Raw genomic sequence first — 22,033 nt, forward strand, 5'->3', positions numbered from 1 at the left:
CTGGTCGATAGCCCGACGGTCGACTACTGTTCGGCCCGATTGCCCTAGTAGCAACGGAGGCACCCCTGACCATGGCCCCCTCAGCGAACGGACAGACCGTAGGCCGGCGCCTGCCGGTCGAGTCGGCGTTCACTCGAGTCGAGGACGCGCGGCACCGTCTGCCGCGCTTGTTCGGTCGTCGCGACCTGGTTGTACTCGGCCTGGGCGTGATGATCGGGTCCGGCATCTTCAGCATCAGCGGTAACCAGGCGGCCAAGGTCGCCGGTCCGGCCGTGATCCTGTCGTTCGTCATCGCGGCGATCGTCTGTGTGCTGGCCGCGGCCTGTTACGCCGAGCTCTCGTCCACGATCCCGGTCTCGGGTAGTGCCTACACCTTCAGCTATGTGACCTTCGGCGAGATGTGGGCCTGGCTGGTCGGGTGGGCGCTGGTGCTGGAACTGGTCACCGCCGCCGCGATCGTCGCGCGTGTCTGGTCGGCGTACTTCCTGGCCACCCTGGACGGATTCGGGGTGACGCTGCCCGCCAATGTCGCGCAGTTCTTCGGGCCCGACGCCAAGGTCAACCTGGTCGCGCCGCTGCTGCTGCTGATCCTGACCGCGATGATCGTCACCGGCACTAAGCTGTCGGCCCGGGTTCTGACCGTCGTGGTGATCGCGAAGGTCGCGGTGATCCTGCTGGTCGTGGTCGTCGGTGCGATGCACATCGACACGGCCAACTACCAGCCGTTCGTGCCGATGGCCAGGGCCGCGCCCGCGACCGCCAGTCCGACCTTGCTCGGCTGGATCCTCGACTCGTCGTTCGGCTCGTTCGGCATAATGGGCATCTTCACGGCGGCCAGCTCGATCGTCTTCGCCTACATCGGCTTCGACTTGATCGCGACCGCGTCGGAGGACGCCCGCAGCCCGCGCAAGACGGTCCCGCAGGGCATGCTGCTCGGCGTCGGCGCCGTCACGATCCTCTACATCGCGATGGCCGTCGTGCTGGTCGGCATGCGCCCGTACGGCGAACTGGGCGGCAGCGCACCGGTGTCGGAAGCGCTCGCAGCGGTCGGGGTCGGCTGGGCCGCGAAGGTGGTCAATCTAGGTGCCTTGCTCGCGCTGATGACGGTGATCGTGGTCGTGCTCATCGCACAGAGCCGCGTGCTGTTCAACATGGGTCGTGACGGCCTGCTACCGAAGAGCCTCGGCCGAGTCAGCCGGGTGTACTCCTCCCCCGCGCGTGCGGCCACCGCTGCCGGAGCCGCCGCACTGGCTCTGACGCTGTACCCGAAGGTGCTCGAGCTGGAAGAGCTGCTGGTCATCGGTGCGCTGTTCTGCTTCGCCTTCTGTGCGATCGGCGTACTCACACTGCGCCGGTCGGAGCCGGACCTGGAGCGCGGGTTCCGGGTGCCGATGGTGCCGCTGATCCCGCTGCTGTCACTGGGCGCGACGCTGTGGCTGATGCTCAACCTGAAGACGAGCACCTGGACCAAGTTCGGTATCTGGATGGTCGTCGGGCTGCTGATCTACGGGTTGTACGGGCGCTGGCACAGCCGGCTGGCGAACGAGGACAGCTGGGACTTCGACATCGGCGACACCGACCCGGGGACGGGCGGACTGCAGGCGGTCCGGCCGGAGAGCGAGCTGCGCGCGGTTCGCACACCGCCGCAGAAGCCGACCCGCGGTAAACACATGCGTAGCTGACGCAACCCGCTTGGGGGTTGTCCACAGCCCGACAAGTCGCGCCCGAAATCGGTACCTGATCCCGGCATGTTCTTAGCCGGAGGTGGTCATCGATGCGGACCAAGAACGCAGTCGGGCGGTACGGCGAAGATCTCGCCGCGAGGTATCTCACGACCGAAGGTTTCGTCATCCTCGAGCGCAACTGGCGCTGCGAGCTGGGCGAGATCGACATCGTCGCGCGGGACGGCGACGCCCTTGTCGTCTGTGAGGTGAAGACCCGCCGCGGGCTCAACTACGGCAGCCCGTTGGAGTCGATCACCTACCGGAAGCTGACCACGCTGCGGAAGCTGGCCGGCCGCTGGCTGCAGACCCACCAAGTCAAGCCGGGCGCGATCCGGATCGATTTCGTCGCCGTCCTCTTCGACCACAACACACCGCCGCGCGTGGACCACGTGAGAGGCGCAGCCTGATGCCTCTCGCACACACATGGTCCGTGGCGTTGGTCGGTCTCGAAGGACACCTGGTCGAGGTCGAGGCCGACATCGCGCAAGGCCTGCCGAAGACGACCCTGATCGGCCTGCCGGACGCGTCATTGTCCGAGGCACGCGACCGGGTTCGCGCCGCTGTAGTGAACAGCGGCGAGCGATTCCCCGACCGCAAGGTCACCATCGGCCTCTCGCCGGCCACGCTGCCCAAGACGGGTTCGCACTACGACATCGCCATTGCCATCGCTCTCCTCACGGCCGCCGGGGTCCTCGAGAGCGAGTCGATGCGGAACTCCGCGATGATCGGCGAGCTCGGGCTCGACGGCCGGGTCCGCGAGGTCCGCGGCGCGCTCGCGATGACCCTGGCCGCGGCCCGCTCCGGCTTCGCGCGCATCGTCGTACCCGAGTTGAATGCCGGCGAGGCACGGCTCGTGCCCGGCATCGAGGTGTACGGCGTTCGATCGTTGCGGCAGGTGCTGGCGATGTTGCGCGGGACCGAGATTCCGGACGAGGAACCACCACGCGCCGAACCGCGGCTGTTGTCCGAGTCGCTGACCCGGGTGCCAGAGGTGGACCTGGACGACGTGATCGGTCAACGCGAAGGGCGACGAGCGATCGAGGCCGCCGCGGCCGGTGGTCATCATCTCCTCCTGCACGGGCCGCCGGGGTCGGGCAAGACGATGCTGGCCGAGCGGCTCGCAGGGTTGATGCCGGATCTGAGTACGGACGATTCGCTCGAGGTGTCAGCGGTGCATTCGCTGGCCGGCTTGCTGACCAGCGACGCCGAACTGGTCGTCCGGCCGCCATTCATCGCGCCACACCACACCGCGTCGCTGTCGAGTCTGGTCGGCGGTGGTTCGGGGATGCCGCGGCCGGGTGCGATCAGTTGCGCGCATCGAGGGATCCTCTTCATCGACGAGGCGCCGGAGATGCATCCGCTGACGTTGGACACGTTGCGGCAGCCGCTGGAGTCCGGGTACATCGAGGTGCACCGGTCGGCAGCGGTGGCGAAGTTCCCGGCGCGGTTCATGCTGGTGCTCGCCGCGAATCCGTGTCCCTGCGGGCTGTCCGGCACCAACCGCGGGATCTGCACGTGTACGCCGCAGGTGCTCGCGCGCTACCGGCAGCGGATCAGCGGGCCGATCAAGGACCGGCTGGACATCCAGCGCCAGATCCTTCCGGCCGCGCGCACGACCACCGACGGGGAGAAGCCCGAGTCGACGGAGGTCGTGGCCGAGCGGGTGAAGGCGGCCCGTGACCGGCAGGCGTACCGCTACCGGGAGACCGGCTGGATCCTGAACAGCGAGATCCCCGGCCCGGTGCTGCGCCGCGACTTTCCGTTGGATGCCGCCAGCCACAAGATGCTCGAGGACCTGTACTCCGCCGGTCGCATCACCGCCCGCGGCTTCGACCGCGTCGTCCGCCTGGCCTGGACGCTGGCCGATCTCCAGGGCCTCGACAGACCCACCGTCGAGCTGACCCATCAAGCCTTCCAACTCCGCTCCGGCGAACCTCTCACTGACCTCGCCGACGCTCGCCCCATCAAAGGAACCGCCGCATGACCACGAACTGCGCTCTCAGCTCTGACCTCGTCGACAACACTGCTCCAGTTGGTGGCGCAGCACCGCGAGGGGTCGCACAGAAATCTTCAGCCCGGGTAGACGAAGCGGGGGTCGGAGGCACCGGTGGATCGACGGGTGCGGCGGTTTCCGGCGCGGACGACAGCGATCGGCTGGCTCGGGCGGGACTGTCTCGGGTCGTTGAACCCGGCGATCTCGCGGCGTTGAAGGCCTTCGAGGGCCTTGAGGCGCTGCAGATCTGGGAACTGCTTCAGCAGGGTGCTCCTGGCACGGAGCGGTGGACAACTCGGCTGGCTGAGGCCGAGCCGGAGCGCGATCTGGAGCGGGCGGCGGCGGCCGGCGCGCGGTTCGTGATCCCTGGAGACGACGAGTGGCCCGAGCAGGTGGAGGTGCTCGCGGATGCCGGGCAGTTGACGCGACGGGCCGGGGTGCCGTTCGGGTTGTGGGTGCGCGGGCCGGCGAATCTGCGACAGGTGCTCACGCGGTCCGTGGCGATGGTGGGTGCACGCGCGAGTTCGTCGTACGGCGAGCATGTGGCGGCTGAGCTGGCGTCCGGGCTGTCGGACAACGGGATCACCGTGGTGTCCGGGGGCGCGTTCGGGATCGATGCGGCGGCTCATCGGGGTGCGCTGGCTGGTTCGGGCGTGACGGTGGCGGTGCTGGCGTGCGGGGTTGATGTCAGCTATCCGAAGCAGAACTCGGCGCTGTTCAGCCGGATCGTGGAGGAAGGGCTGGTGGTGAGTGAGCTGCCGCCGGGGTGTTCACCGACGAAGCTCCGGTTCCTGGCGCGCAATCGGCTGATCGCTGCGGGAACGCTCGGCACTGTCGTGATCGAGGCGGCCGTTCGGAGTGGAGCGCTCAACAGCGCCGGGTGGGCCGAGCAGTGCGGTCGGGCGGTCCTCGCCGTACCAGGCCCGATCACCTCACGCATGTCCGAAGGCTCGCACCTCCTGGTCCGCGAACGCGATGCGGTGCTCGTCACCAACGTCGCCGACATCGTCGAGGCGATCTCCCCACTCGGCACCCGCCTCACGCCGTACCCCCAAGCCCCGAAGAGCCCGACCGACGACCTCCACCACGACCTCCGCCGAACCCTCGACGCCGTCCCCGTCCTCAACCCCGTCCCCGCCACCCGCATAGCCGGCACAGCCGGCCTGGACCTGGAAACCACCCAGCAATGCCTGGAAACCCTCGCCGACCTAACCCTCATCCAGCACGAGGACACCGGCTGGCGCCTACCCCCAACCCCATAGCCGCGCGGCGGGCTAGCGGAATCGGCAGGGCGGTTAGCGGCCGAAGTCGGAGTCTTTGGGGACTTCTAAGTCGGACTTGGCGAGTTCTTCGATGTTGACGTCACGGAAGGTGACGACCTTGGCGTTCTTGACGAAGCGGGCGGAACGGTAGACGTCCCAGACCCACGCGTCGGCCATCGTCACCTCGAAGTACACGTCGCCGCCCTCGGTGCGGACCTTCAGGTCGACCGCGTTGCAGAGGTAGAACCGCCGTTCGGTCTCCACGACGTACTTGAAGATCCCGACGACGTCCTTGTACTCCCGATAGAGCTGTAGCTCCATATCGGTCTCGTACTTCTCGAGGTCGTCAGCGCTCACGCCTCCACCTCGCTAGCGCTCGGTTCCGGCATGAGCACTAAAGCGGCTGTGTTGGTTGTTCGCTCGCTACGCTCGCTCATCGGCTCTCCACTCCGGTGGGACTGGTCACATTCTGTCCCATATCGGGCCGCAGACTGCGGCGGACATTCTCGAACCGCCGTCTGTGTTGCGGGCACGGGCCGTATTCGTCCAGTGCCGCCTGGTGTTCAGGCGTGCAGTAGCCCTTGTGAATCCCGAAACCGTATTGCGGGTACACCTGGTCCCAGTGCTCCATCACCCGATCGCGGGTCACTTTCGCGATCACAGACGCCGCGGCGATACAAGCCGCCACGCGGTCACCCTTCCAGATCGCCAGGCCCGGGACGCCGAGACCGTCCACGCCGAACCCGTCGGTCAGCACGTACGACGGCCGTACGTCGAGCCGGAACAGTGCGCGGCGGAGCGCCTCCACGTTCGCGACGTGCATGCCGAGCCGGTCACACTCGGTGGCCTCGATAGCGACGACCGACCAGGCCAGGGCGCGCTTGCGGATCTCGTCGTAGCAGCGGTCGCGAGCCTTGGCGGTGAGGAGCTTGGAGTCGGCGAGTTCGGGGATCTGGCCGCGCTTACCGTCCGGCAGGATCACCGCGGCGGCGACAAGCGGTCCGGCGCAGGGTCCGCGGCCGGCCTCGTCCACGCCGGCGATCGGATCCAGGCCGACGCGGCGCAGCGCCCGCTCGTACCCGTACAACCCGGCATCCCGCCGCACCGTGCTCCCCCGCGGCAGCGCACTCATCCAGCCCTCCGAACTCCAGCCACAAAACCCACCCTAGGCACCCCGGACAGTGGGTGCCGCAGCCGGGGTGAGCCGCACGCGGAGGGTGCCGACAGCACACAGCAACCCAACCGCTCAGCAGGTGCGAGACACGCGTCGCACCGGTGCGACGCGTGATGCGACGGCTGGGCCGGGACGACCTGCGGCTCGACAGAGGTGGGGTGGGTGGGGAGGACTGCCGGGGCCGGGAGGTGGGGGGCGGACTGGGGCACCGGGGGCTGCCTCACTTGGGGGGTGCGGTGAGGGAGATGGAGGGTTTGTCCGGGGGCGGCTCGGCCGCGGCCGGGACGGATTTAAAGGTGTCGGGGACGCCGAGCTTGCTCCAGCGGGCAGCGGGCCAGACGACCAGGATGGCCCGGCCGGTGATCTTGTCCATCGGGACGAAGGCGGCGTCGCCGGGGTTGCTTCCCTCGGTGTTGGTGTCGCTCAGGTGGACCCGGGAGTCACCGGAGGCGGATCGGTGGTCGCCCATCACGAAGACCTTGCCGGCCGGGACGGTGACTTGGAACTCCATCTGCGACGGCGCGTCACCCGGATACAGGTAGCTGGTCTCCTCGAGCGGCTGGCCGTTGACCAGCAGCCGGCCCTTCTCGTCGCAGCAGGCGACCTTGTCGCCCGGCATGCCGACGAGCCGCTTGATCAGGTGACCGTGGCTGGAGTCCGGGAGCAGGCCGACCACCTCGAAGAACCGGCCGACCGAACCACGCTTCTGACCGCTCTCCTCCGGGCCGAGCCAGCCGCCCGGGTCCTCGAACACGACCACGTCGCCACGCTTGACGTCGGTGAGCTTCTCCACGACGACCCGGTCGCCGACCAGAAGAGTGTTCTCCATCGACTCGCTCGGGATGATGAACATCTGCCCGACGAACGCGCGCAGGATCGACGAGACGATGAGTGCCCCGACCACGATCAGGACGAACTCACGGGCGGCCGCGGCGAACCCCGAGCGGTGGGCGGGTTTCTCCGGCGTCTTCGTCGGTGTATCGGTCACTTCTTCAGCCCCGGCTTCTTGAAGGTTTCCGGAGGACGAAGCATCGTCATCCGGTCAGACGGCCAGATTACGCAACAGGCCCGGCCAACCACGTTCTCGGTCGGCACGAATCCGCCGCCGGGGCCGCCCATGTGGGCGCGGGAGTCGGCCGATTCGGCCCGGTTGTCGCCCATCACCCACAGGTGACCGGCCGGAACCAGCACGTTGAAGGGCTGCAACGACGGCTTGGCGTCCGTGAGCAGGTACTCCTGCTCGTCCAGCGGGATGCCGTTCACGGTGATCCGGCCGGCCCGGTCACAGCAGATGACCCGGTCGCCGCCGATGCCGATCACCCGCTTGACCAAGTGCCCCTCGCCGCTGCGCGGCAGGATGCCGACGAACTCACCGATCTTGCGGAACGGGCCGGGCTCGACCTGTTCCTCGTTCAGCCAGTTGCCGGGGTCCTTGAAGACGACGATGTCGCCGCGATCCACGTCGCGGTGCATGTAGCTGATCTTCTCGGCCAGGATCCGGTCGTTCGTGGTCAGCGTGTCGTACATCGACTCCGACGGTACGTAGAACGCCTCCGCGACGAACAGCCGCAGTACCACCGTGATGACGAGCGCGAGCACCGTGACGGTGCTCATCTCGATGAGCAGGCTGAGCAGCGGGTTGCGCTGCTTCAGCCTGCGGTGACGTCCCTTGCTGCGACGTGCCCTCCTGGCTACCGGGCGAGGGCGAGCGCGAGTCGCAGTGCTCGGCGCCATAGGTGACCGTCGTCGCTAAGACGCTCAGGAGGCCGGAACGTCCCGCTTCTCCTTGATCTTGGCTGCCTTGCCGCGCAGCTCGCGCAGGTAGTACAGCTTGGCCCGGCGGACGTCACCGCGGGTGACGACCTCGACCTTTTCGACGATCGGGGTGTGCAGCGGGAAGGTCCGCTCGACGCCGACACCGAAGCTGACCTTGCGGACCGTGAAGGTCTCCTGCAGGCCACCACCCTGGCGGCGGATCACGACACCCTGGAACACCTGGACGCGGGACCGGTTGCCCTCGACGACCTTGACGTGCACCTTGACGGTGTCACCGGGACGGAAGGCGGGGATGTCGTCGCGCTTGCTCGCGTTGTCGAGCTCGTTCAGGATGTTGCTCATCAGGTGTCTCTTCCTCGCGCGTGCCACAGGTCACCCACGAAATGTCGATGGTGAGAGTCGTCCAGATGCTGCCGAGCGGTGGTCACCCCCTGTGGCAGGAGCACCGAAAGGGCAGCAACCAGCAATCTTGCCACACCGCCCCAGCGACGACGAAATCAGCGGCGGCGGCGACGCTTGGTGAGCAGGACGAGCTCGACCTTCGCGGTCTGCCGCTCCCGTCGTACCTCTCGGTAACCGGCTTTCTGGTACAGCCTGAGGTTCCGGTCACTCTCCGCACCGGTGGTGAGCTCGTACGACGTGACGTCGGCAGGCGCGAGCTGTTCGGCCACTCGGAGCAGCCGAGTGCCCAGACCACGGCCCTGCCAGTCCGGAGCGACGATGAGCCGGCCGAGCCGGGCAACGGAGCCGTCCACGGTCACCTGTACCGAGCCGACGATCCTGGTGCCAGCCACAGCCTTGAGTACGCCGCCCTGCTTCAGCCGCTCGACGCTCGCCGCCGGGTCCTCCGCCAGCGGTGGGATGGACAGGTCGTCGTACGCCCGTCCCTCCGACAGGAAGGCAGCCAACTGCAGTGTGTGAATCTCCCCCGCGTCAGCCTCGGTAGCGGGCAGGAGGCGGACCTGTGACGTCGCATCGTCCTTCCCAGCGACCGCATCGCCCCACGCCGCGAGCAGATCAGGCCGGCGCTCGGCAGTGCGCCGTACCGACTCCGCATGACGCCAGGTGGCGATCAGGCCGTGGTTACCCGACAGCAGCACGTCCGGTACGTCGTACCCGCGCCAGCTCGGCGGCTTCGTGTACACCGGGTACTCCAGCAGGCCATCACCCGAGTGCGACTCTTCAGACAGGGACTCCGGGTTGCCGATCACGCCAGGCAGCAGCCGGGCGACGGCCTCGACCATGACCAGTACGGCGACCTCACCGCCGTTGAGCACGTAGTCGCCGATGGACACCTCGTCGACACGCATCCGCTCCCCTGCGTACGACGTGACGCGTCCATCGATGCCCTCATAGCGGCCGCACGCGAACGCGAGCCATGGCTCGGCTGCAAGCTCGTAGGCGAGCTCCTGAGTGAAGGGGCGACCGGCAGGGGTCGGCACGATCAGTCTGGGCTGTGCAGGACCATCAGGGGGTGCAATGGCGTCGAGAGCCTCACCCCACGGTTCTGGCTTCATCACCATGCCTGCGCCACCGCCATACGGGGTGTCGTCGACAGTCCGGTGACGGTCGTAGGTCCACTCGCGCAGATCATGCAGGTGGATGTCCAGAAGGCCGCTCTTCGCCGCCTTGCCGACCAGAGACACGTCCAGCGCGGCCAGGTACTCCGGGAAGATCGTGACGACGTCCAGTCTCATCAGTCAGCGCCTGGCTCGGTGGGAGCCACCTCAGCGCCCTCTGGGTCCAGAAGGCCGGGCCGGTCCGCCACGACGACGTACCCCTTGTCGACGTTGAGCTCCGGGACCAGCGCCTCGACCAGCGGCACCAGTACGGCGTTGCCGGCCGGGCGGCGGATCTCGAGCAGGTCCTGCGAGGGCAGGTGGACGACATCGGTGACCTCGCCCGCCTCGGCGCCGTCAGCCGTACGGACGGCCAGGCCGATCAGCTCGCGGTCGTAGTACTCGTCCGGGTCTTCCGGGCGCTCGTCCTCGTCGATCTCGGACTGCACGACCAGATTGCGCAGTTGCTCGGCCGCCGTACGGTCCGGCACGCCGGCGAACTTCACCAGTAGCCGCCCGCTGTGCCACCGGCTGGACTCCACAGTGAGGGCCCTGGGCACCTTGGCGGATGTGACGACGGTCGCGCCGTCGGCGAACCGCCGGTCCGGCTCGTCCGTCCGGACGTCCACGCCGACCTCGCCCTTGATTCCGTGCGCCCGGCCGATCCGCCCGACTGTCACCAACACCAGCACAAGCCCTTCTGCTCACTACCGATTGACTGAGGCTCTACCAATTGCCAAGAGAATATGGCGAAGGGCCGCACCCGCGGTGGGTGCGGCCCTCCAGGAAGTACTGCGAGTCAGCGGCGCGGGCGCCGGTTGAACTCGTCGACGAAGTCGATCCGGATCGACGACTCGGAGCTGAGCGCGCCGACGACGGTCCGGATCGCGGTCGCGGTCCGGCCGTTGCGGCCGATCACCTTGCCGATGTCGTCGGGGTGCACGTGCACCTCCAGCGTGCGACCACGCCGCAGGTTCCGGGCCCGGACGCTGACGTCGTCGGGGTTGTCCACGATGCCTCGGACCAGGTGCTCGAGCGCCTCGGTCTCCATCATGGTCAGGCCTTGGCGTCGTCGGCCGGCGCGGCCTCGGCCGGGGCCTCAGCAGCCTCCGCCTTCGGGGCCTCGTCGGCAGCCTTCGGAGCCTCGTCAGCCTTCGGAGCCTCGTCAGCCTTCGGAGCCTCGTCAGCCTTGGGTGCCTCGTCGGCAGCCTTCGGCGCGGCGTCCTTCTTCTCAGCCGTCTTCTTCGCCGCGGTCTTCTTCGCGGTGACGGCCTCGGTCTTCAGCGTGCCGTGCGCCTCGGCCAGGGCCTCGTTGAAGACCTCCTGCTTGTCCCGCTTCGGCTCCTTGACCCGCAACGGCGCCGGAGCGTCCTGGCCCTTGAACTTCTGCCAGTCGCCGGAGGCCTTGAAGATCGCCTCGACGGCCTCGGTCGGCTGCGCGCCGACGCCCAGCCAGTACTGCGCCCGGTCCGACTCGACGTGGATGAACGACGGCTCGGTCTTCGGGTTGTACTTGCCGATCTCCTCGATGGCCCGGCCGTCCCGCTTGGTCCGGGCGTCCATCACGACGATGCGGTAGTGCGGCGCACGCTTCTTGCCGATGCGCTTCAAACGGATCTTGACTGCCACGTTTCGGGGGTCTCCCTTGGAATACATGTCTGGGTGAGCAGCACAGCGTCGTGGGGACAACGGGTGACCACTCGAATGGGCCGACCAGGAGGTGGAGTTAGAGGGCTGCACGAACCTGGACGGACTCAGCAGGCCATTGTGCCAGATCCGTGGGTTTCCAACCAATCCACCTCTGGCTGGGGCCAGGTGGCATCACCGGCGGAAGGGGGCCAGGTCGGGGAGTTGGTCGGCGTAGGCGTCGAGGAGCTTGCCCGCGGCGGTGACCGAGTCGATCAGCGGGTGCCAGGCGAAGGCACGCAGCGCGGCGGCGCGGGAGCCACCGGCGGCAGCCTCGATAGTGGACCGCTCGACGGCCTTCACCGCGCAGACGAGACCGGCCTGATGATCCGTCAACTGCGACACGGTGACCGGCAGCGGGCCGTTGGCGTCGACCGTGCACGGGATCTCGACGACCGCATCGTCGTCCAGGTGACGCAGGACACCCCGGTTGCGCACGTTCAGGATCAGCGACGCCCTCTCGTTGTGGGCGATCGCGCGCATCAGCGACAGCGCGACCTGCTCGTACCCGCCGGCCGCCATGTCCCGCTCGTCCCGCTCCCCCGCGTCGGCGACCTCACGGCTCTCGACCATGTACGTCGACTCACGCTCGGCGCGGGTCTTCTGCCACAGCTCCAGCGCCTGCTCCGGGTGCCGAGCCGTCTCCGCATAGAACGCGGACTGCTGCTCCAGCAGGAACGTCCCGCGCGTCTGCCGCACAGCCTGTACGGCGGCCAGCGTCTCGCGGGCGAAGTAGTAGTAATGCAAGTACTCGTTCGGGATCGACCCCAGCGACCGCAACCAGTCCGCCCCGAACAGCCGCCCCTCCTCGAAGGACGCCAAGGCATCGCCCGACTCCAACAGCGATGGCAACCGGTCGACCCCACCGGACTGCAGCCCGCGTAGCCACCCCAGATGGTTCAGCCCCGCGTAGTCGTAGAACGCAGTAGACGGATCCACACCGAGCGCCAGCGCCGCCCGTCGGCCCAACCCGGACGGTGAGTCGCAGATCCCGATCACCCGGTCGCCCAGGTACGGGATCATCGCCTCGGTCACCATCCCGGCCGGGTTGGTGAAGTTGATGACCCAAGCCTCCGGCGCCACGGCGGCCACCCGCTGCGCGATCGCGACCGCCACCGGCAGGGTCCGCAGTCCGTAGGCGATCCCACCGGCGCCGACCGTCTCCTGACCGAGTACGCCGAGATCCAGCGCGACCCGCTCGTCGACCGTCCGCCCTTCAAGACCACCGACCCGGATCGCCGAGAACACGAAGTCCGCGCCCCGCAGCGCCTCGTCCAGATCCGTCGTCTCGGTCACCACCGGCCCATCGGGAACCGAGACAGCCTGCTGCCGCAGCACCGCCCCGATCGAGGCCAGCCGGGACGAGTCCGTGTCGAAGAGCACCACAGAAGTGATCCGGCCGGAGCCGCGGTCACCGAGCAACGCCTGGTAGACGAGCGGCACCCGGAACCCACCGCCGCCGAGGATGGTCAGCCTCACGTCAACACCACCTGTACGCCCGCCTCCACCAGTTGCGCCCGGGTCGCCTCGTCGGCCTCGGGCTCGGTCACCACCATGTTCAGCTCACCCGGCTCACACACCCGCGCGACGCCGTGCCCCGGGAACTTGGTCGCGTCCGCCAGCAGCACCACGCGGTCGGCGGACTGGATCATCGCCCGCTTCACCGGTACCTCGATCATCGTGCTGTCCATCACCCGCCCGTCCGGCCGGACCCCGCTGGTCCCGAGGAACAGCCAGTCGACGTGGATCTGCCGCAGACTCTCCTCGGTCAGATACCCCACCAGCGACCGGTAACTCCGCCGGACGAACCCGCCGAGCACGATCAGCTCGATCTGCTCGTCGTTCTGCAGCTCCTCCAGTACGGCGAGATTGCTCGTCACCACCGTCAACGACCGGCCGTGCAGATGCTGTGCGACCCGCAGCGCCGTGGTCCCGATGTCGAGCAGCACCGACTCACCGTCGGTCACCAACTCCGCAGCCCGCCGCGCGATCCGGTCCTTCTGAGCGGCATGTACGGCGTTCACGTCGGCGAACGGCTCGTCACCGCCGTCGACCGCCAGGGCACCGCCGTACACCCGGGTCAGCCGGCCCTCGGCATGGAGCTGCTCCAGGTCGCGCCGGATCGTCGCCTCACTCACGCCGAGCCGTTCGGCCAGCACTTTCACGCCCCCGGCCCCATCGGCCCGAAGCGAGCGAACGATCTGATCCTGCCGCTGCTTTGGCAACACAGAGAGACCGTATCACGCAAACTCCGTCATTCTCCGTCAAATTTGTGAGCAGGTATTGCGCATCCTGCGCAGAGGATTCAAGATTCATGCACGAGTTTGATCGAGCGTGCAGGAGTGTGACGAGAGCATGACCGAGTTGGACGTGGTCGTCTCCGGGCTGGTGTTCCAGGACCTGGTGCTCGGCCTGCCCACTCCGCCGCGCCCCGGCACCGAGGTCTGGGCCACCGACTCCCTCGAGAGCCCGGGCGGTATCGCCAACTTCGCCGTCGCGCTGTCCCGGCTGGGCCTGCGTACCGGCCTGGCCGCCGCGTTCGGCGCGGACGACCTCGGCGACCGCCTCTGGGACCGGCTCGCCGACGGTGAAGGCATCGATCTGACTCTCTCCGGCAAGCTCGCCGGCTGGCAGACCCCACTGACGGTGGCCCTTGCCTATGACAACGACAGGGCACTGGTCACCCGGGGCACCCCTCCTCTGCTGTCGGCCGACGAGCTGATCACCGCACCGCCGGTCGCCCGAGCTGTCGCCGCCCACATCGGCCCCTGGCCGAACGAGTGGCTGGCTAAGGCGAAGGCGGCCGGCTGTGTGGTGTTCGCCGACGTCGGCTGGGACCCGTCGGAGCAGTGGGACCCCCAGGTGCTCGACCAACTGGAGCACTGCGACGTTTTCCTGCCGAACGCCGGTGAGGCGATGAACTACACCCGGACGGACAGCCCGGAGCAGGCCCTCGACCGACTGGCGGAGCTCGTACCGCTCGTCGTCGTGTCGAACGGTGCCGACGGTGCGCTGGCGCTCGACGCCGCCACCGGTGAGCGGGTCGCCGTACCGGCGTATCAAGTGCAGGCGGCGGACACCACCGGGGCGGGTGATGTGTTCGCCGCCGGCTTCATCGCCGCCACGCTGTGGGACCTGCCACTCGAGCAGCGGGTCCGGTTCGCCGCACTCGTGGCCGCGCTGTCGGTGACCCGGCTCGGTGGCGCCGACGCGGCGCCCCGCTGGGCCGACCTGGCCGCATGGCAGGCCGCCCACCCCGAAGACCACCATCTCCAAGCGCTGATCAGCGCCCACTCAGGAAGGTAGAACCATGGAGCTCTCACGTCGGACGCTGCTCGCTGGGGGCTTCGCAGCCGTGCTCGGCGGTACGGTCGTCGGCTGTTCGTCCGGAATGGACACCGGGACGGAAGCGAAGAAGAACACCGCCACCACGTTGACGCTGTGGTGCTGGCCCGGCGGCCTGGGCAAGTCGGTGGTCGACGACACCATCGCGCACTTCCCCGACCCGACGATCAAGTACTCCGAGATCGGCGGCGACTTCAAGCAGAAGCTGATCACCACCTTCAACGGTGGCACCGGCATCCCGGACATCACCGGGATCAAGGGCGAGGACATCGCCTCGATGCTGCCGCAGGCGGAGCGGTTCGTGGACCTGAAGACGGTCGGTGCGGACTCGGTGCTCGGTGACTACGTCGAGTGGAAGGTCAAGCAGGCCACCACCTTGGACGGCAAGGTGATCGGTCTCCCGATCGACATCGGGCCGACCGCGCTGTACTACCGCGAGGACGTGTTCACCAAGGGAGGCCTGCCGGGCGATCCGGCCAAGGTGGCCGAGCAGCTGAAGACCTGGGACGACTTCTTCGCCGCCGGGGTCGAGCTGAAGAAGTCGAACCCGAAGGCATTGATCGTCTGGGATGCCACCGACTTGTACGACATCGTCGTCGGCCAGGGCACCGAGCGGTACGTCTCCAAGGACAACACCTTCATCGGCGACCAGGACCACATCCGGAAGGCCTGGGACACCGTGGTCAAGGCGATGACGCTGAAGATCGACGGCAAGACCGCGAGCGGTTCGCCGGACTGGAACGCGGGCCTCGACCAGGGCACGATCCCGGCCCACGTCGGCGCCGCGTGGGTGGCGCTCGACATCAAGTCCGCGGTCAAGTCCAGCGTCGGCAAGTGGCGGCTGGCCGCGACCCCGAGCGGCCCGGCGAACTTCGGCGGCTCGTTCCTGACCATCACCAAGAACGCGGCCGATCCGGCCAAGGCGTTCGAGGTGATCAAGTACATGCTCAGCCCGGACAACCAGGCCAAGGCGTACGCCGACGCCCAGATCTTCCCGGCGACGCCGGCGGCCTACGACAAGCCGCAGCTGAAGGTCGCGGATCCGTTCTTCGGCGGGCAGGTGCCGATCGACGTCTTCGGCCCGGCGGCCAAGGCCATCCCGGTCGCCTACGAGGCCCCGTCCGACGGCGCGGTCGCGCAGCCGTTCAAGGACGAGCTCAAGACCGTGCAGTCCGGCTCGAAGACCTCCGACGCCGCGTGGGCCTCCGCTGTCTCGAAGGCGAAGGCGATCGCCAAGCGCCAGGGAGTGCAGTGACAGTGCTTTTGGCCGGGCCTTCGGCGCCGGCAGGGTCATGGGGCCTTGGCTCCCGGCCTTCCCTCGTCACTCCAGTCGCTTCGCTCCCTGCGCTCCTCAGTCCAGGCCGGGAGGCCCCATGACCGGAACTGCGACGGCGCCGACCGCGCCGGCCGAACCGCTGACCGGGCCTTCCACCGGTCGGCGGCCCGGCCGGCGGGTCTGGTCGTACTGGCGGTTCTATCTGGCCCTGTCGCCGTTCTACCTCCTGTTCGCGGTCTTCGGGTTGTACCCGATGCTGTCCACGATCGTGCTGGCGTTCCAGCGCTGGGACGGCCTCAGCCCGCGCCAGTTCACCGGGATCGACAACTTCCGGTTCCTGGTCGAGGACCCGACGTTCTGGCTGTCGCTGGAGAACACCGTCGTGCTGTTCTTCATGTCGACCGTCCCGACGCTGGCCATCGCGCTGGTGCTCGCGGTGATGCTGCAGTCGGCCATCCGGTTCACCAATGTCTACCGAATCGCCTACTTCATCCCGAACGTCACCTCGCTGGTCGCGATGGCGATCTTCTTCGGCTCGGTGTTCAGCACCAACTTCGGCCTGGTCAACGCCGCGTTGCGGTCGCTCGGCATCCCCGAGCAGGACTGGCTCGGCCAGCCGTGGGGGATCAAGATCGCGATCTCGACGATGATCGTGTGGCAGTGGGTCGGGTACAACACGCTGATCTACCTGGCCGGTCTGCAGGCGATCCCGAAGGAGCAGTACGAGGCGGCCAAGGTCGACGGCGCCGGCGCGACCCGGACGTTCTTCTCGATCACGTTGCCGCAGCTTCGCCCGGTGGTGTTGTTCACCGTGGTGATCTCGACCATCGGCGGACTGCAGACCTTCACCGAGCCGCAGGTGATGGTCGGCAACAGCGGCGGCACCGGGCAGAGCGGGATGACGGTCGTGCTGTTCTTCTACCGCGCCGCCTTCCTGGACAACGACTACGGCTACGCGGCCGCGATCGCGCTCAGCATCTTCATGCTCGTGTTGTTGTTCACGGCCATCAACTGGCGGATCTTCCGCGACAGGGGTGAGGGCAAGTGATGCGCTACCGGTGGCGCGGGATCGCGCTGCACACCGTACTGATCGTCGCCCTGCTGGTGTTCATGTTCCCGTTCGTCTGGACGATCATCATGGCGACGAACAGCACCGCGGACATCTACCGGTTCCCGCCGAAGTTCACCTTCGGGTCGCAGTTCGACGACAACGTCCGGCACGTGCTGGCGAACGTCGCGTTCTTCCAGTCGATGGCCAACACCGCGGTCGTGGCGGTCTCGACCACGCTGCTCGTGCTGTTCTTCGACTCGCTGGCCGCGTTCACGTTCGCCAAGTTCCGGTTCCCCGGCCGCAATGCGTTGTTCGTCATCCTGCTGGCGACGATGCTGCTGCCGGCGCAACTGGCCGCCGTACCGCAGTTCCAGACGATGGCGCTGCTCGGCTGGGTCGGTTCGCTGAAGGCACTGATCATTCCCGGGGCGGCGAACGCGTTCGGCATCTTCTGGTTGCGGCAGTACTTCCAGAACTCGATCCACGACGAGCTGGTCGAGGCTGCGACGCTGGACGGCTGCGGGTTCTTCGGGGTCTACCGGCACGTGGCGCTGCCGTCGGCCCGGCCGGCGCTGGCGTTCCTCGGCATCTTCACCTTCGTCGCGTCCTGGAACGACTACATGTGGCCGCTGATCGTGCTCACCAACCCCGATCACCTCACCCTGCAGGTGGCACTGTCCACGCTGAACCGCAGCCACGGTGTCGACTACAGCATGGTGATGACGGGTGCGTTGATGGCGATGGTGCCGCTGGTGATCGTGTTCGGGATCTTCGCCCGCCAGTTCATCAAGGGCGCGACTGAAGGCGCAATCCGCGGCTGAGAACTCCGGCGATCACCAGCAGGTTGCCGAACAGCGCGGTCAGGAAGGCAGCCGCCGAGTTCCCCTCGGTGTACGCGGGGATCACCGCGACGATGCTGATCAGCGCGTACGTCGTCGCCGCAGCAGCGAGCCAGGTCCGGGCCCGGACCTCGGACGCGGCCAACGCGAGCCAGGCCAGGGCCACCGGGACCACCGGTTCCAGCAAGGCCAGTTTGGTGACGTCGACGAAGGCCACGCCGTCGTTGGGGTTGGTGATCAACGGGCTCATCAGCATCAAGATGCCGCCGGCAACGGCCAGGGCCGCGCCCGCCGGCGGCACCGGCCACACCGGCCAACGCCCAGGCCACAACACGATCAGGAGTACGCCGACCATCACGCCGGCGACCGCGGTCACGCCGAGCCAGTAGTTCTGCTCGATGTACGCGATCCCGCCGCCGAGGATCAGCAGTCCGTCCGCGATCAGGGACCCGACGCAGCCGGCCACGATTCCCAGCGCGATGGGACCCGACCACCGAGCGGCCAAGGCGGCCAGCAGTGCACCGAACGAGGACACGATCTCCGGATCGTGCCAGCTGCGGAACACATACCACCCGGTGTTGTCATGGTCCTTCCAGATATACCGGGGGTCACCCTCCGGCCCCGGCCAGTTCAGGTAGATGAGAATCACCGCGCCGACGACCAACACGCCGATCAGCCACCAAGGCGGCGTGAAAGCCACGTCGTCCCGCGTCGGCTCCGTGCGCTCCTCCGCGGGCTGCTCCGCGGGCGGCTGAACCGACTTCTCCGGGGGCGATTCTACGAGCTTCGCTGCAGGCTCCACTCGCCTCACCGCAGGCTCCGCGCGCTTCTCCGGAGGCGGTTTCAAGCTCGGCTCCGCAAGGTCGCGGGCCGGTTCCAGGCGCGGCTCTGGACGCGGTTGCCGGCGCTGCTCCGGGACCGTCTCCGGGACCATCTCCACGACCGGTTGTAGGTGCGGGGGCTCGGGTTGTGGTGCTGGTTGGGGTGGTTCGGGTTCTGGTTCGGGAGGTGGTGGAGGCGGCTCGGACTCCGTCTCCGGCATCGTCAGCCGCACCGGGATCGTCCACTCCCCCGTCGGACCGCTGACCACGACCGACGCCTCCTGGTCCTCGGGCGCTCCAGCCCGGACCCGGATGATCGCCCCGTCCTGCTCGACCCTGAGCCACTCCACGCTGGACGACGCGACCGCGATCAACGCGATCGGCGCCCCGTCCAGTCGCACCTCGCCCTCCCCCGCCGTACCAAGGTCAAGCACTTCCGGAGTCATCCGCGGAACGCCGACCTCGAGCGCCTCCGTCGCAGCCAGCGCGACCCGCCGGCTGTCGTCGTTGACCATCGGCTGGAGTGCCTGCCACGCGGCGTACGCCTGGCTCAGATCGCTCCCGAGCAGGCGTTCACGCAGGTAGTCGACCACGCCGAACCTTGCTGCGGGCAACGGACTCTCCATCGCCTCGAGCAGCTCAGGGGCGAGCTGGGCCGGGGTGATCCGGCGGATCCGGCTGCGGGCGAGCAGCAGTTCGCCCTGGGAGCCGAAGGTCCACATCTGGGGGTTCTGGTTCGGAGTCACCCGGTGGACCCGATCGGTGACGTACCCGACGAGTTCGGTCAGGCCGACCCACCCGTCACCGTCGCGATCGGCCTCGCCGGTCGTCAGCCCGTCCACTACCGCGCTGGTGAACACTGACGGCGCCGACGCATCCGTCGCGAGCTGCCCGCCCTCGAAGGCGTACTCCATCGCACTGGACGCCGTCACCACCACCCGGCCGCGTCCACCACCCACTTGTTCCTGACCCGCGAAGGCATCCCGCACCTGTGCCTCACCGGCTGCGCGGACGACCATGCCGCGCGGGAAGGCGCCGCCGTAGCAGCAGTCCAGGAACAAGGCGATCCGCTGAGCCCGGCTGTCGGCCATCTGCCGGTTGACGAAATCCGCGGCCACAGCGGTCGAGGCCAGCCGGGTCGGCTTGGTGTCCGCGACGGCCAGGAAGAGCTCGCCTGCCGCGTTCTTCAACCCGTGACAGGAGAAGTGCAGCATCAGCAGGTCCTCGGGCGCTCGGTCCGCGAAGAAGTCCTCGACGGCGAACCGGATCTCCTGGGCCGCCGCGTTGTGCAGGACCTGTACCTCGAAGCCGCCGACTGATGGATCCGCGAGTACCTCTGCCAGCGCGGCCGCGTCCTGGGCCGGCGCCACCAGGGCGCGCAGGCCCGGGTCGTCGTACTGGTCGTTCGCGATCACGAGCGCGATGCGCGAGCCGTCCATCTCACCCGTCCGCAGGGGTGTGCTTGCGGACCCAGGCATCGACCACTTGCTGCTGGACCGCGTCGCTGGCACCGGTCAGCTCGATCGTGTCGCCGTCGATCGTGACCTTCACCGTCCGCCCGCTGCCGGACCGGCGCAACCAGTCGCGCACGACAGTCACGACCGAGCCGAGCACCTGCAGACCGGGCGCGAGCGACACACTCAGCACCCCCGCGATGGCAGCAAGACCAGGCCCCCGCGTCCCGTCCGGTACCTCACCCTCGCGATAGGGCTCGACCGCGCGGACATCGGTCGCCAGCAACTCCTGCCGCAGTACCAACGCAAGTTCCTCGAGCCGCGCGTCGTCGGACCCTTCCTCGACGACCCCGACCAGCACGTCCGCCCCCATCAGGCCTCCCCCCAACACCCCCAGTCCGACATCACCACCATGCGCCGGTACGGTCGCCGCCACAAGCACTAGGCTTCGGGAACTGAAGTCGGCTGAGCTACGTCGGAGGGGCGTCATGGTGGGGAAGCGGGGACGCGTGATCGGCCGGATCGCACCGGGAATCGTCGGCGAGGTGATGCTGCCGGTCCGGGGTGCCACCGAGGCCTTCTACGCTTACCCGGCGACCGACGAGGTGATCGAGGTGGGCACCCCGGTAGTGGTGGTCGACTTCGACCCGCCCCGCACGGTCTACGTCGCTCGCGCCTTCTGAAATCTTGTTCCCTTGGAGGGGAAATGCTCTGGACGTACCTGATCATCGGTGCCGTCGCACTGCTGGTCCTGCTCATCCTGTTCCGGATGGTCTGGCGGGTGGCCGAACCGAACGAGGCCCTGATCATCTCCGGCCTCGGCGCGCACTCGAGCCAGGACCAGGTCAACGAAACGCTCGGCTTCAAGATCGTCGTCGGCCGCGGTACCGCGGTGCTGCCCGGATTCCAGACCGTACGGCGGTTGCCGCTGGACATCCGCGCCACGCCGCTGACGGTGACGTGTGTGTCCAGTCAGGGCATCCCGCTGCACATCAAGGGCGTCACGGCGTACAAGGTCGGTGACGACTACGGCTCGATCGCGAACGCGGCCCGGCGGTTCCTGGAGCAGAGCGACGAGCAGGTGATGAGCACCATCCACGAGCTGTTCGCGGGCCACCTGCGCGCGATCGTCGGTTCGACCACGGTCGAGGAGATGCTGCACGACCGGGAGACGCTGACCACGAACATCCGCGGCTCGCTGGCCGGCGACATGGAGAAGCTCGGCCTGGTGGTGGACTCGCTGCAGATCCAGGAGATCGACGACGAGTCCGGCTACATCAAGAACCTGGGCCGCCCGCAGGCCGCGGCGGTCGAGGCGGCCGCCCGAATCGCGCAGGCCGAGCGGGACCGCGAGGCGACCGAGCGCGAGCAGGTCGCCGCCGCTGCCAAGGCGGCCGCAGTACGGCAGAGCTCGATCGCCCAGGCCGGCTACCAGGCCGAGGTGGACCAGGCGAAGTCGAAGGCCTCGCAGTCCGGCCCGCTGGCCGAGGCCCTGGCCCGGCAGGAGGTCGTCGTCGCCGAGACGGAGACCGCGAAGCTGAACGCGTCGCTGGCCGAGAAGCAGCTGGAGTCGACGGTGCTGAAGCCGGCCGACGCCGAGGCGTACAAGCAGCGCACGCTGGCCCAGGCCGCGCGCGACGCACAGATCGCGGCCGCCGAGGCCCACGCCCGCGAGGTCACCCTGCGCGGTGAGGCACAGGCGAAGGCCACCGAGCTGAACGGTAAGGCCGAGGCGTCCGCCGTCCAGGCCAAGGCGATGGCGGAGGCGGCCGGTATCAAGGCGCGGGCCGAGGCGCTGGCCACCAACACCGACGCGGTCGTCGCCCAGCAGCTGGCCGAGGCGTACCCGGAGATCGTCGCCGCGGCGGCGGGTTCGTTCGAGAAGGTCGGCAACATGGTCGTGCTGAACGGTGCCCAGGGCATCGAGGACACCCTGGTGAAGACCATCACCATGGGCGGTTCCGGTTTCGCCCTGGCCAAGCAGCTGATCGACTCGCTGTCGACCAAGAACGGCGACAAGCCCACCCTCGAGTCGGTTCCCAACGAACCTGCGTGACGCAAAGATCCCGGATC

Annotated in this window: 23 protein-coding genes; 10 read left to right on the plus strand and 13 right to left on the minus strand. The window is 68.2% G+C overall.

The window, feature by feature from the left end; genetic code table 11:
• Positions 1–71: 71 nt before the first annotated feature.
• The 4 genes from EV652_RS29565 to dprA all read left to right on the plus strand — a co-directional run bounded on the left by EV652_RS29565 (position 72) and on the right by dprA (position 4,979).
• A complete protein-coding gene (locus tag EV652_RS29565; RefSeq protein WP_132212553.1) occupies positions 72–1,682 on the plus strand; it encodes an APC family permease in 1,611 nt (536 codons plus the stop codon).
• Positions 1,683–1,774: 92 nt separating this feature from the next.
• Positions 1,775–2,131 (plus strand): YraN family protein, encoded by a 357-nt coding sequence (locus EV652_RS29570; protein WP_132212554.1) that lies wholly within the window; start codon positions 1,775–1,777, stop codon positions 2,129–2,131.
• Complete coding sequence (locus EV652_RS29575) at positions 2,131–3,708, plus strand: YifB family Mg chelatase-like AAA ATPase (RefSeq protein ID WP_132212555.1); 1,578 nt, start codon at positions 2,131–2,133, stop codon at positions 3,706–3,708. The genes EV652_RS29570 and EV652_RS29575 overlap by 1 nt, the downstream gene beginning before the upstream one ends.
• A gap of 221 nt (positions 3,709–3,929) precedes the next feature.
• The gene (dprA, locus tag EV652_RS29580; protein ID WP_242002086.1) at positions 3,930–4,979 is read left to right on the plus strand and encodes a DNA-processing protein DprA; all 1,050 of its coding nucleotides are present in this window, start codon (positions 3,930–3,932) and stop codon (positions 4,977–4,979) included.
• A gap of 33 nt (positions 4,980–5,012) precedes the next feature.
• Here the strand turns inward: dprA and EV652_RS29585 are convergent, their stop codons facing one another.
• The 11 genes from EV652_RS29585 to EV652_RS29635 all read right to left on the minus strand — a co-directional run bounded on the left by EV652_RS29585 (position 5,013) and on the right by EV652_RS29635 (position 13,402).
• A complete protein-coding gene (locus tag EV652_RS29585; protein WP_012922325.1) occupies positions 5,013–5,336 on the minus strand; it encodes a DUF2469 domain-containing protein in 324 nt (107 codons plus the stop codon).
• Between the two features lie 76 nt (positions 5,337–5,412).
• Positions 5,413–6,111 carry a ribonuclease HII gene (locus EV652_RS29590; protein ID WP_132212557.1) on the minus strand — a complete coding sequence of 233 codons (699 nt, stop codon included), beginning with the start codon at positions 6,109–6,111 and terminating at the stop codon, positions 5,413–5,415.
• Positions 6,112–6,373: 262 nt separating this feature from the next.
• Positions 6,374–7,141, minus strand: coding sequence for a signal peptidase I (gene lepB, locus EV652_RS29595; protein ID WP_132212558.1), 768 nt, complete (start codon positions 7,139–7,141; stop codon positions 6,374–6,376).
• Positions 7,138–7,767 (minus strand): signal peptidase I, encoded by a 630-nt coding sequence (gene lepB / locus EV652_RS29600; RefSeq protein WP_242002087.1) that lies wholly within the window; start codon positions 7,765–7,767, stop codon positions 7,138–7,140. Before lepB (EV652_RS29600) ends, lepB (EV652_RS29595) begins: the two co-directional genes overlap by 4 nt.
• A gap of 144 nt (positions 7,768–7,911) precedes the next feature.
• Entirely contained in the window at positions 7,912–8,271 is a 360-nt protein-coding gene (gene rplS / locus EV652_RS29605) for a 50S ribosomal protein L19 (RefSeq protein WP_131355015.1), read from the minus strand.
• Between the two features lie 155 nt (positions 8,272–8,426).
• Positions 8,427–9,626: a tRNA (guanosine(37)-N1)-methyltransferase TrmD gene (gene trmD, locus EV652_RS29610; RefSeq protein ID WP_132212560.1), complete on the minus strand. Its 1,200-nt coding sequence runs from the start codon at positions 9,624–9,626 to the stop codon at positions 8,427–8,429.
• Positions 9,626–10,174, minus strand: coding sequence for a ribosome maturation factor RimM (gene rimM / locus EV652_RS29615; RefSeq protein WP_132212774.1), 549 nt, complete (start codon positions 10,172–10,174; stop codon positions 9,626–9,628). Before rimM ends, trmD begins: the two co-directional genes overlap by 1 nt.
• Before the next feature lie 113 nt (positions 10,175–10,287).
• Complete coding sequence (locus tag EV652_RS29620) at positions 10,288–10,539, minus strand: RNA-binding protein (RefSeq protein WP_132212775.1); 252 nt, start codon at positions 10,537–10,539, stop codon at positions 10,288–10,290.
• A gap of 5 nt (positions 10,540–10,544) precedes the next feature.
• Entirely contained in the window at positions 10,545–11,117 is a 573-nt protein-coding gene (gene rpsP / locus EV652_RS29625; protein ID WP_132212561.1) for a 30S ribosomal protein S16, read from the minus strand.
• Between the two features lie 192 nt (positions 11,118–11,309).
• Positions 11,310–12,653, minus strand: coding sequence for a 6-phospho-beta-glucosidase (locus EV652_RS29630; RefSeq protein WP_132212562.1), 1,344 nt, complete (start codon positions 12,651–12,653; stop codon positions 11,310–11,312).
• Positions 12,650–13,402, minus strand: coding sequence for a DeoR/GlpR family DNA-binding transcription regulator (locus EV652_RS29635; RefSeq protein WP_132212563.1), 753 nt, complete (start codon positions 13,400–13,402; stop codon positions 12,650–12,652). Before EV652_RS29635 ends, EV652_RS29630 begins: the two co-directional genes overlap by 4 nt.
• Before the next feature lie 127 nt (positions 13,403–13,529).
• Between EV652_RS29635 and EV652_RS29640 the strand changes: the two genes are divergently transcribed.
• The 4 genes from EV652_RS29640 (at position 13,530) to EV652_RS29655 (ending at position 17,667) form a co-directional block, all read left to right on the plus strand.
• The gene (locus tag EV652_RS29640) at positions 13,530–14,480 is read left to right on the plus strand and encodes a carbohydrate kinase family protein (protein WP_132212564.1); all 951 of its coding nucleotides are present in this window, start codon (positions 13,530–13,532) and stop codon (positions 14,478–14,480) included.
• Between the two features lie 4 nt (positions 14,481–14,484).
• Positions 14,485–15,774 carry an ABC transporter substrate-binding protein gene (locus tag EV652_RS29645; protein WP_132212565.1) on the plus strand — a complete coding sequence of 430 codons (1,290 nt, stop codon included), beginning with the start codon at positions 14,485–14,487 and terminating at the stop codon, positions 15,772–15,774.
• Between the two features lie 118 nt (positions 15,775–15,892).
• Positions 15,893–16,843: a carbohydrate ABC transporter permease gene (locus EV652_RS29650; protein ID WP_132212566.1), complete on the plus strand. Its 951-nt coding sequence runs from the start codon at positions 15,893–15,895 to the stop codon at positions 16,841–16,843.
• Entirely contained in the window at positions 16,843–17,667 is an 825-nt protein-coding gene (locus EV652_RS29655; protein ID WP_132212776.1) for a carbohydrate ABC transporter permease, read from the plus strand. Before EV652_RS29650 ends, EV652_RS29655 begins: the two co-directional genes overlap by 1 nt.
• On the opposite strand, the gene EV652_RS29660 is transcribed toward EV652_RS29655, so the two are convergent.
• Positions 17,633–19,945 (minus strand): caspase family protein, encoded by a 2,313-nt coding sequence (locus tag EV652_RS29660; protein ID WP_158441274.1) that lies wholly within the window; start codon positions 19,943–19,945, stop codon positions 17,633–17,635. The genes EV652_RS29655 and EV652_RS29660 overlap by 35 nt on opposite strands.
• Position 19,946: 1 nt before the next feature.
• A complete protein-coding gene (locus EV652_RS29665) occupies positions 19,947–20,333 on the minus strand; it encodes a hypothetical protein (RefSeq protein WP_132212568.1) in 387 nt (128 codons plus the stop codon).
• Between the two features lie 115 nt (positions 20,334–20,448).
• Here EV652_RS29665 and EV652_RS29670 point away from each other — a divergent pair, with 115 nt between their 5' ends.
• Together EV652_RS29670 and EV652_RS29675 are read left to right on the plus strand one after the other, a co-directional pair.
• Positions 20,449–20,643 (plus strand): NfeD C-terminal domain-containing protein, encoded by a 195-nt coding sequence (locus EV652_RS29670; protein ID WP_132212569.1) that lies wholly within the window; start codon positions 20,449–20,451, stop codon positions 20,641–20,643.
• A gap of 23 nt (positions 20,644–20,666) precedes the next feature.
• On the plus strand, positions 20,667–22,016 hold the full coding sequence (locus tag EV652_RS29675) for a flotillin family protein (protein WP_132212570.1): 1,350 nt from the start codon (positions 20,667–20,669) through the stop codon (positions 22,014–22,016).
• The last annotated feature ends 17 nt before the right edge of the window (positions 22,017–22,033 follow it).

The sequence above is a fragment of the Kribbella steppae genome (assembly GCF_004342025.1).
In the GTDB taxonomy this organism is placed as follows: Bacteria; Actinomycetota; Actinomycetes; order Propionibacteriales; family Kribbellaceae; genus Kribbella; species Kribbella steppae.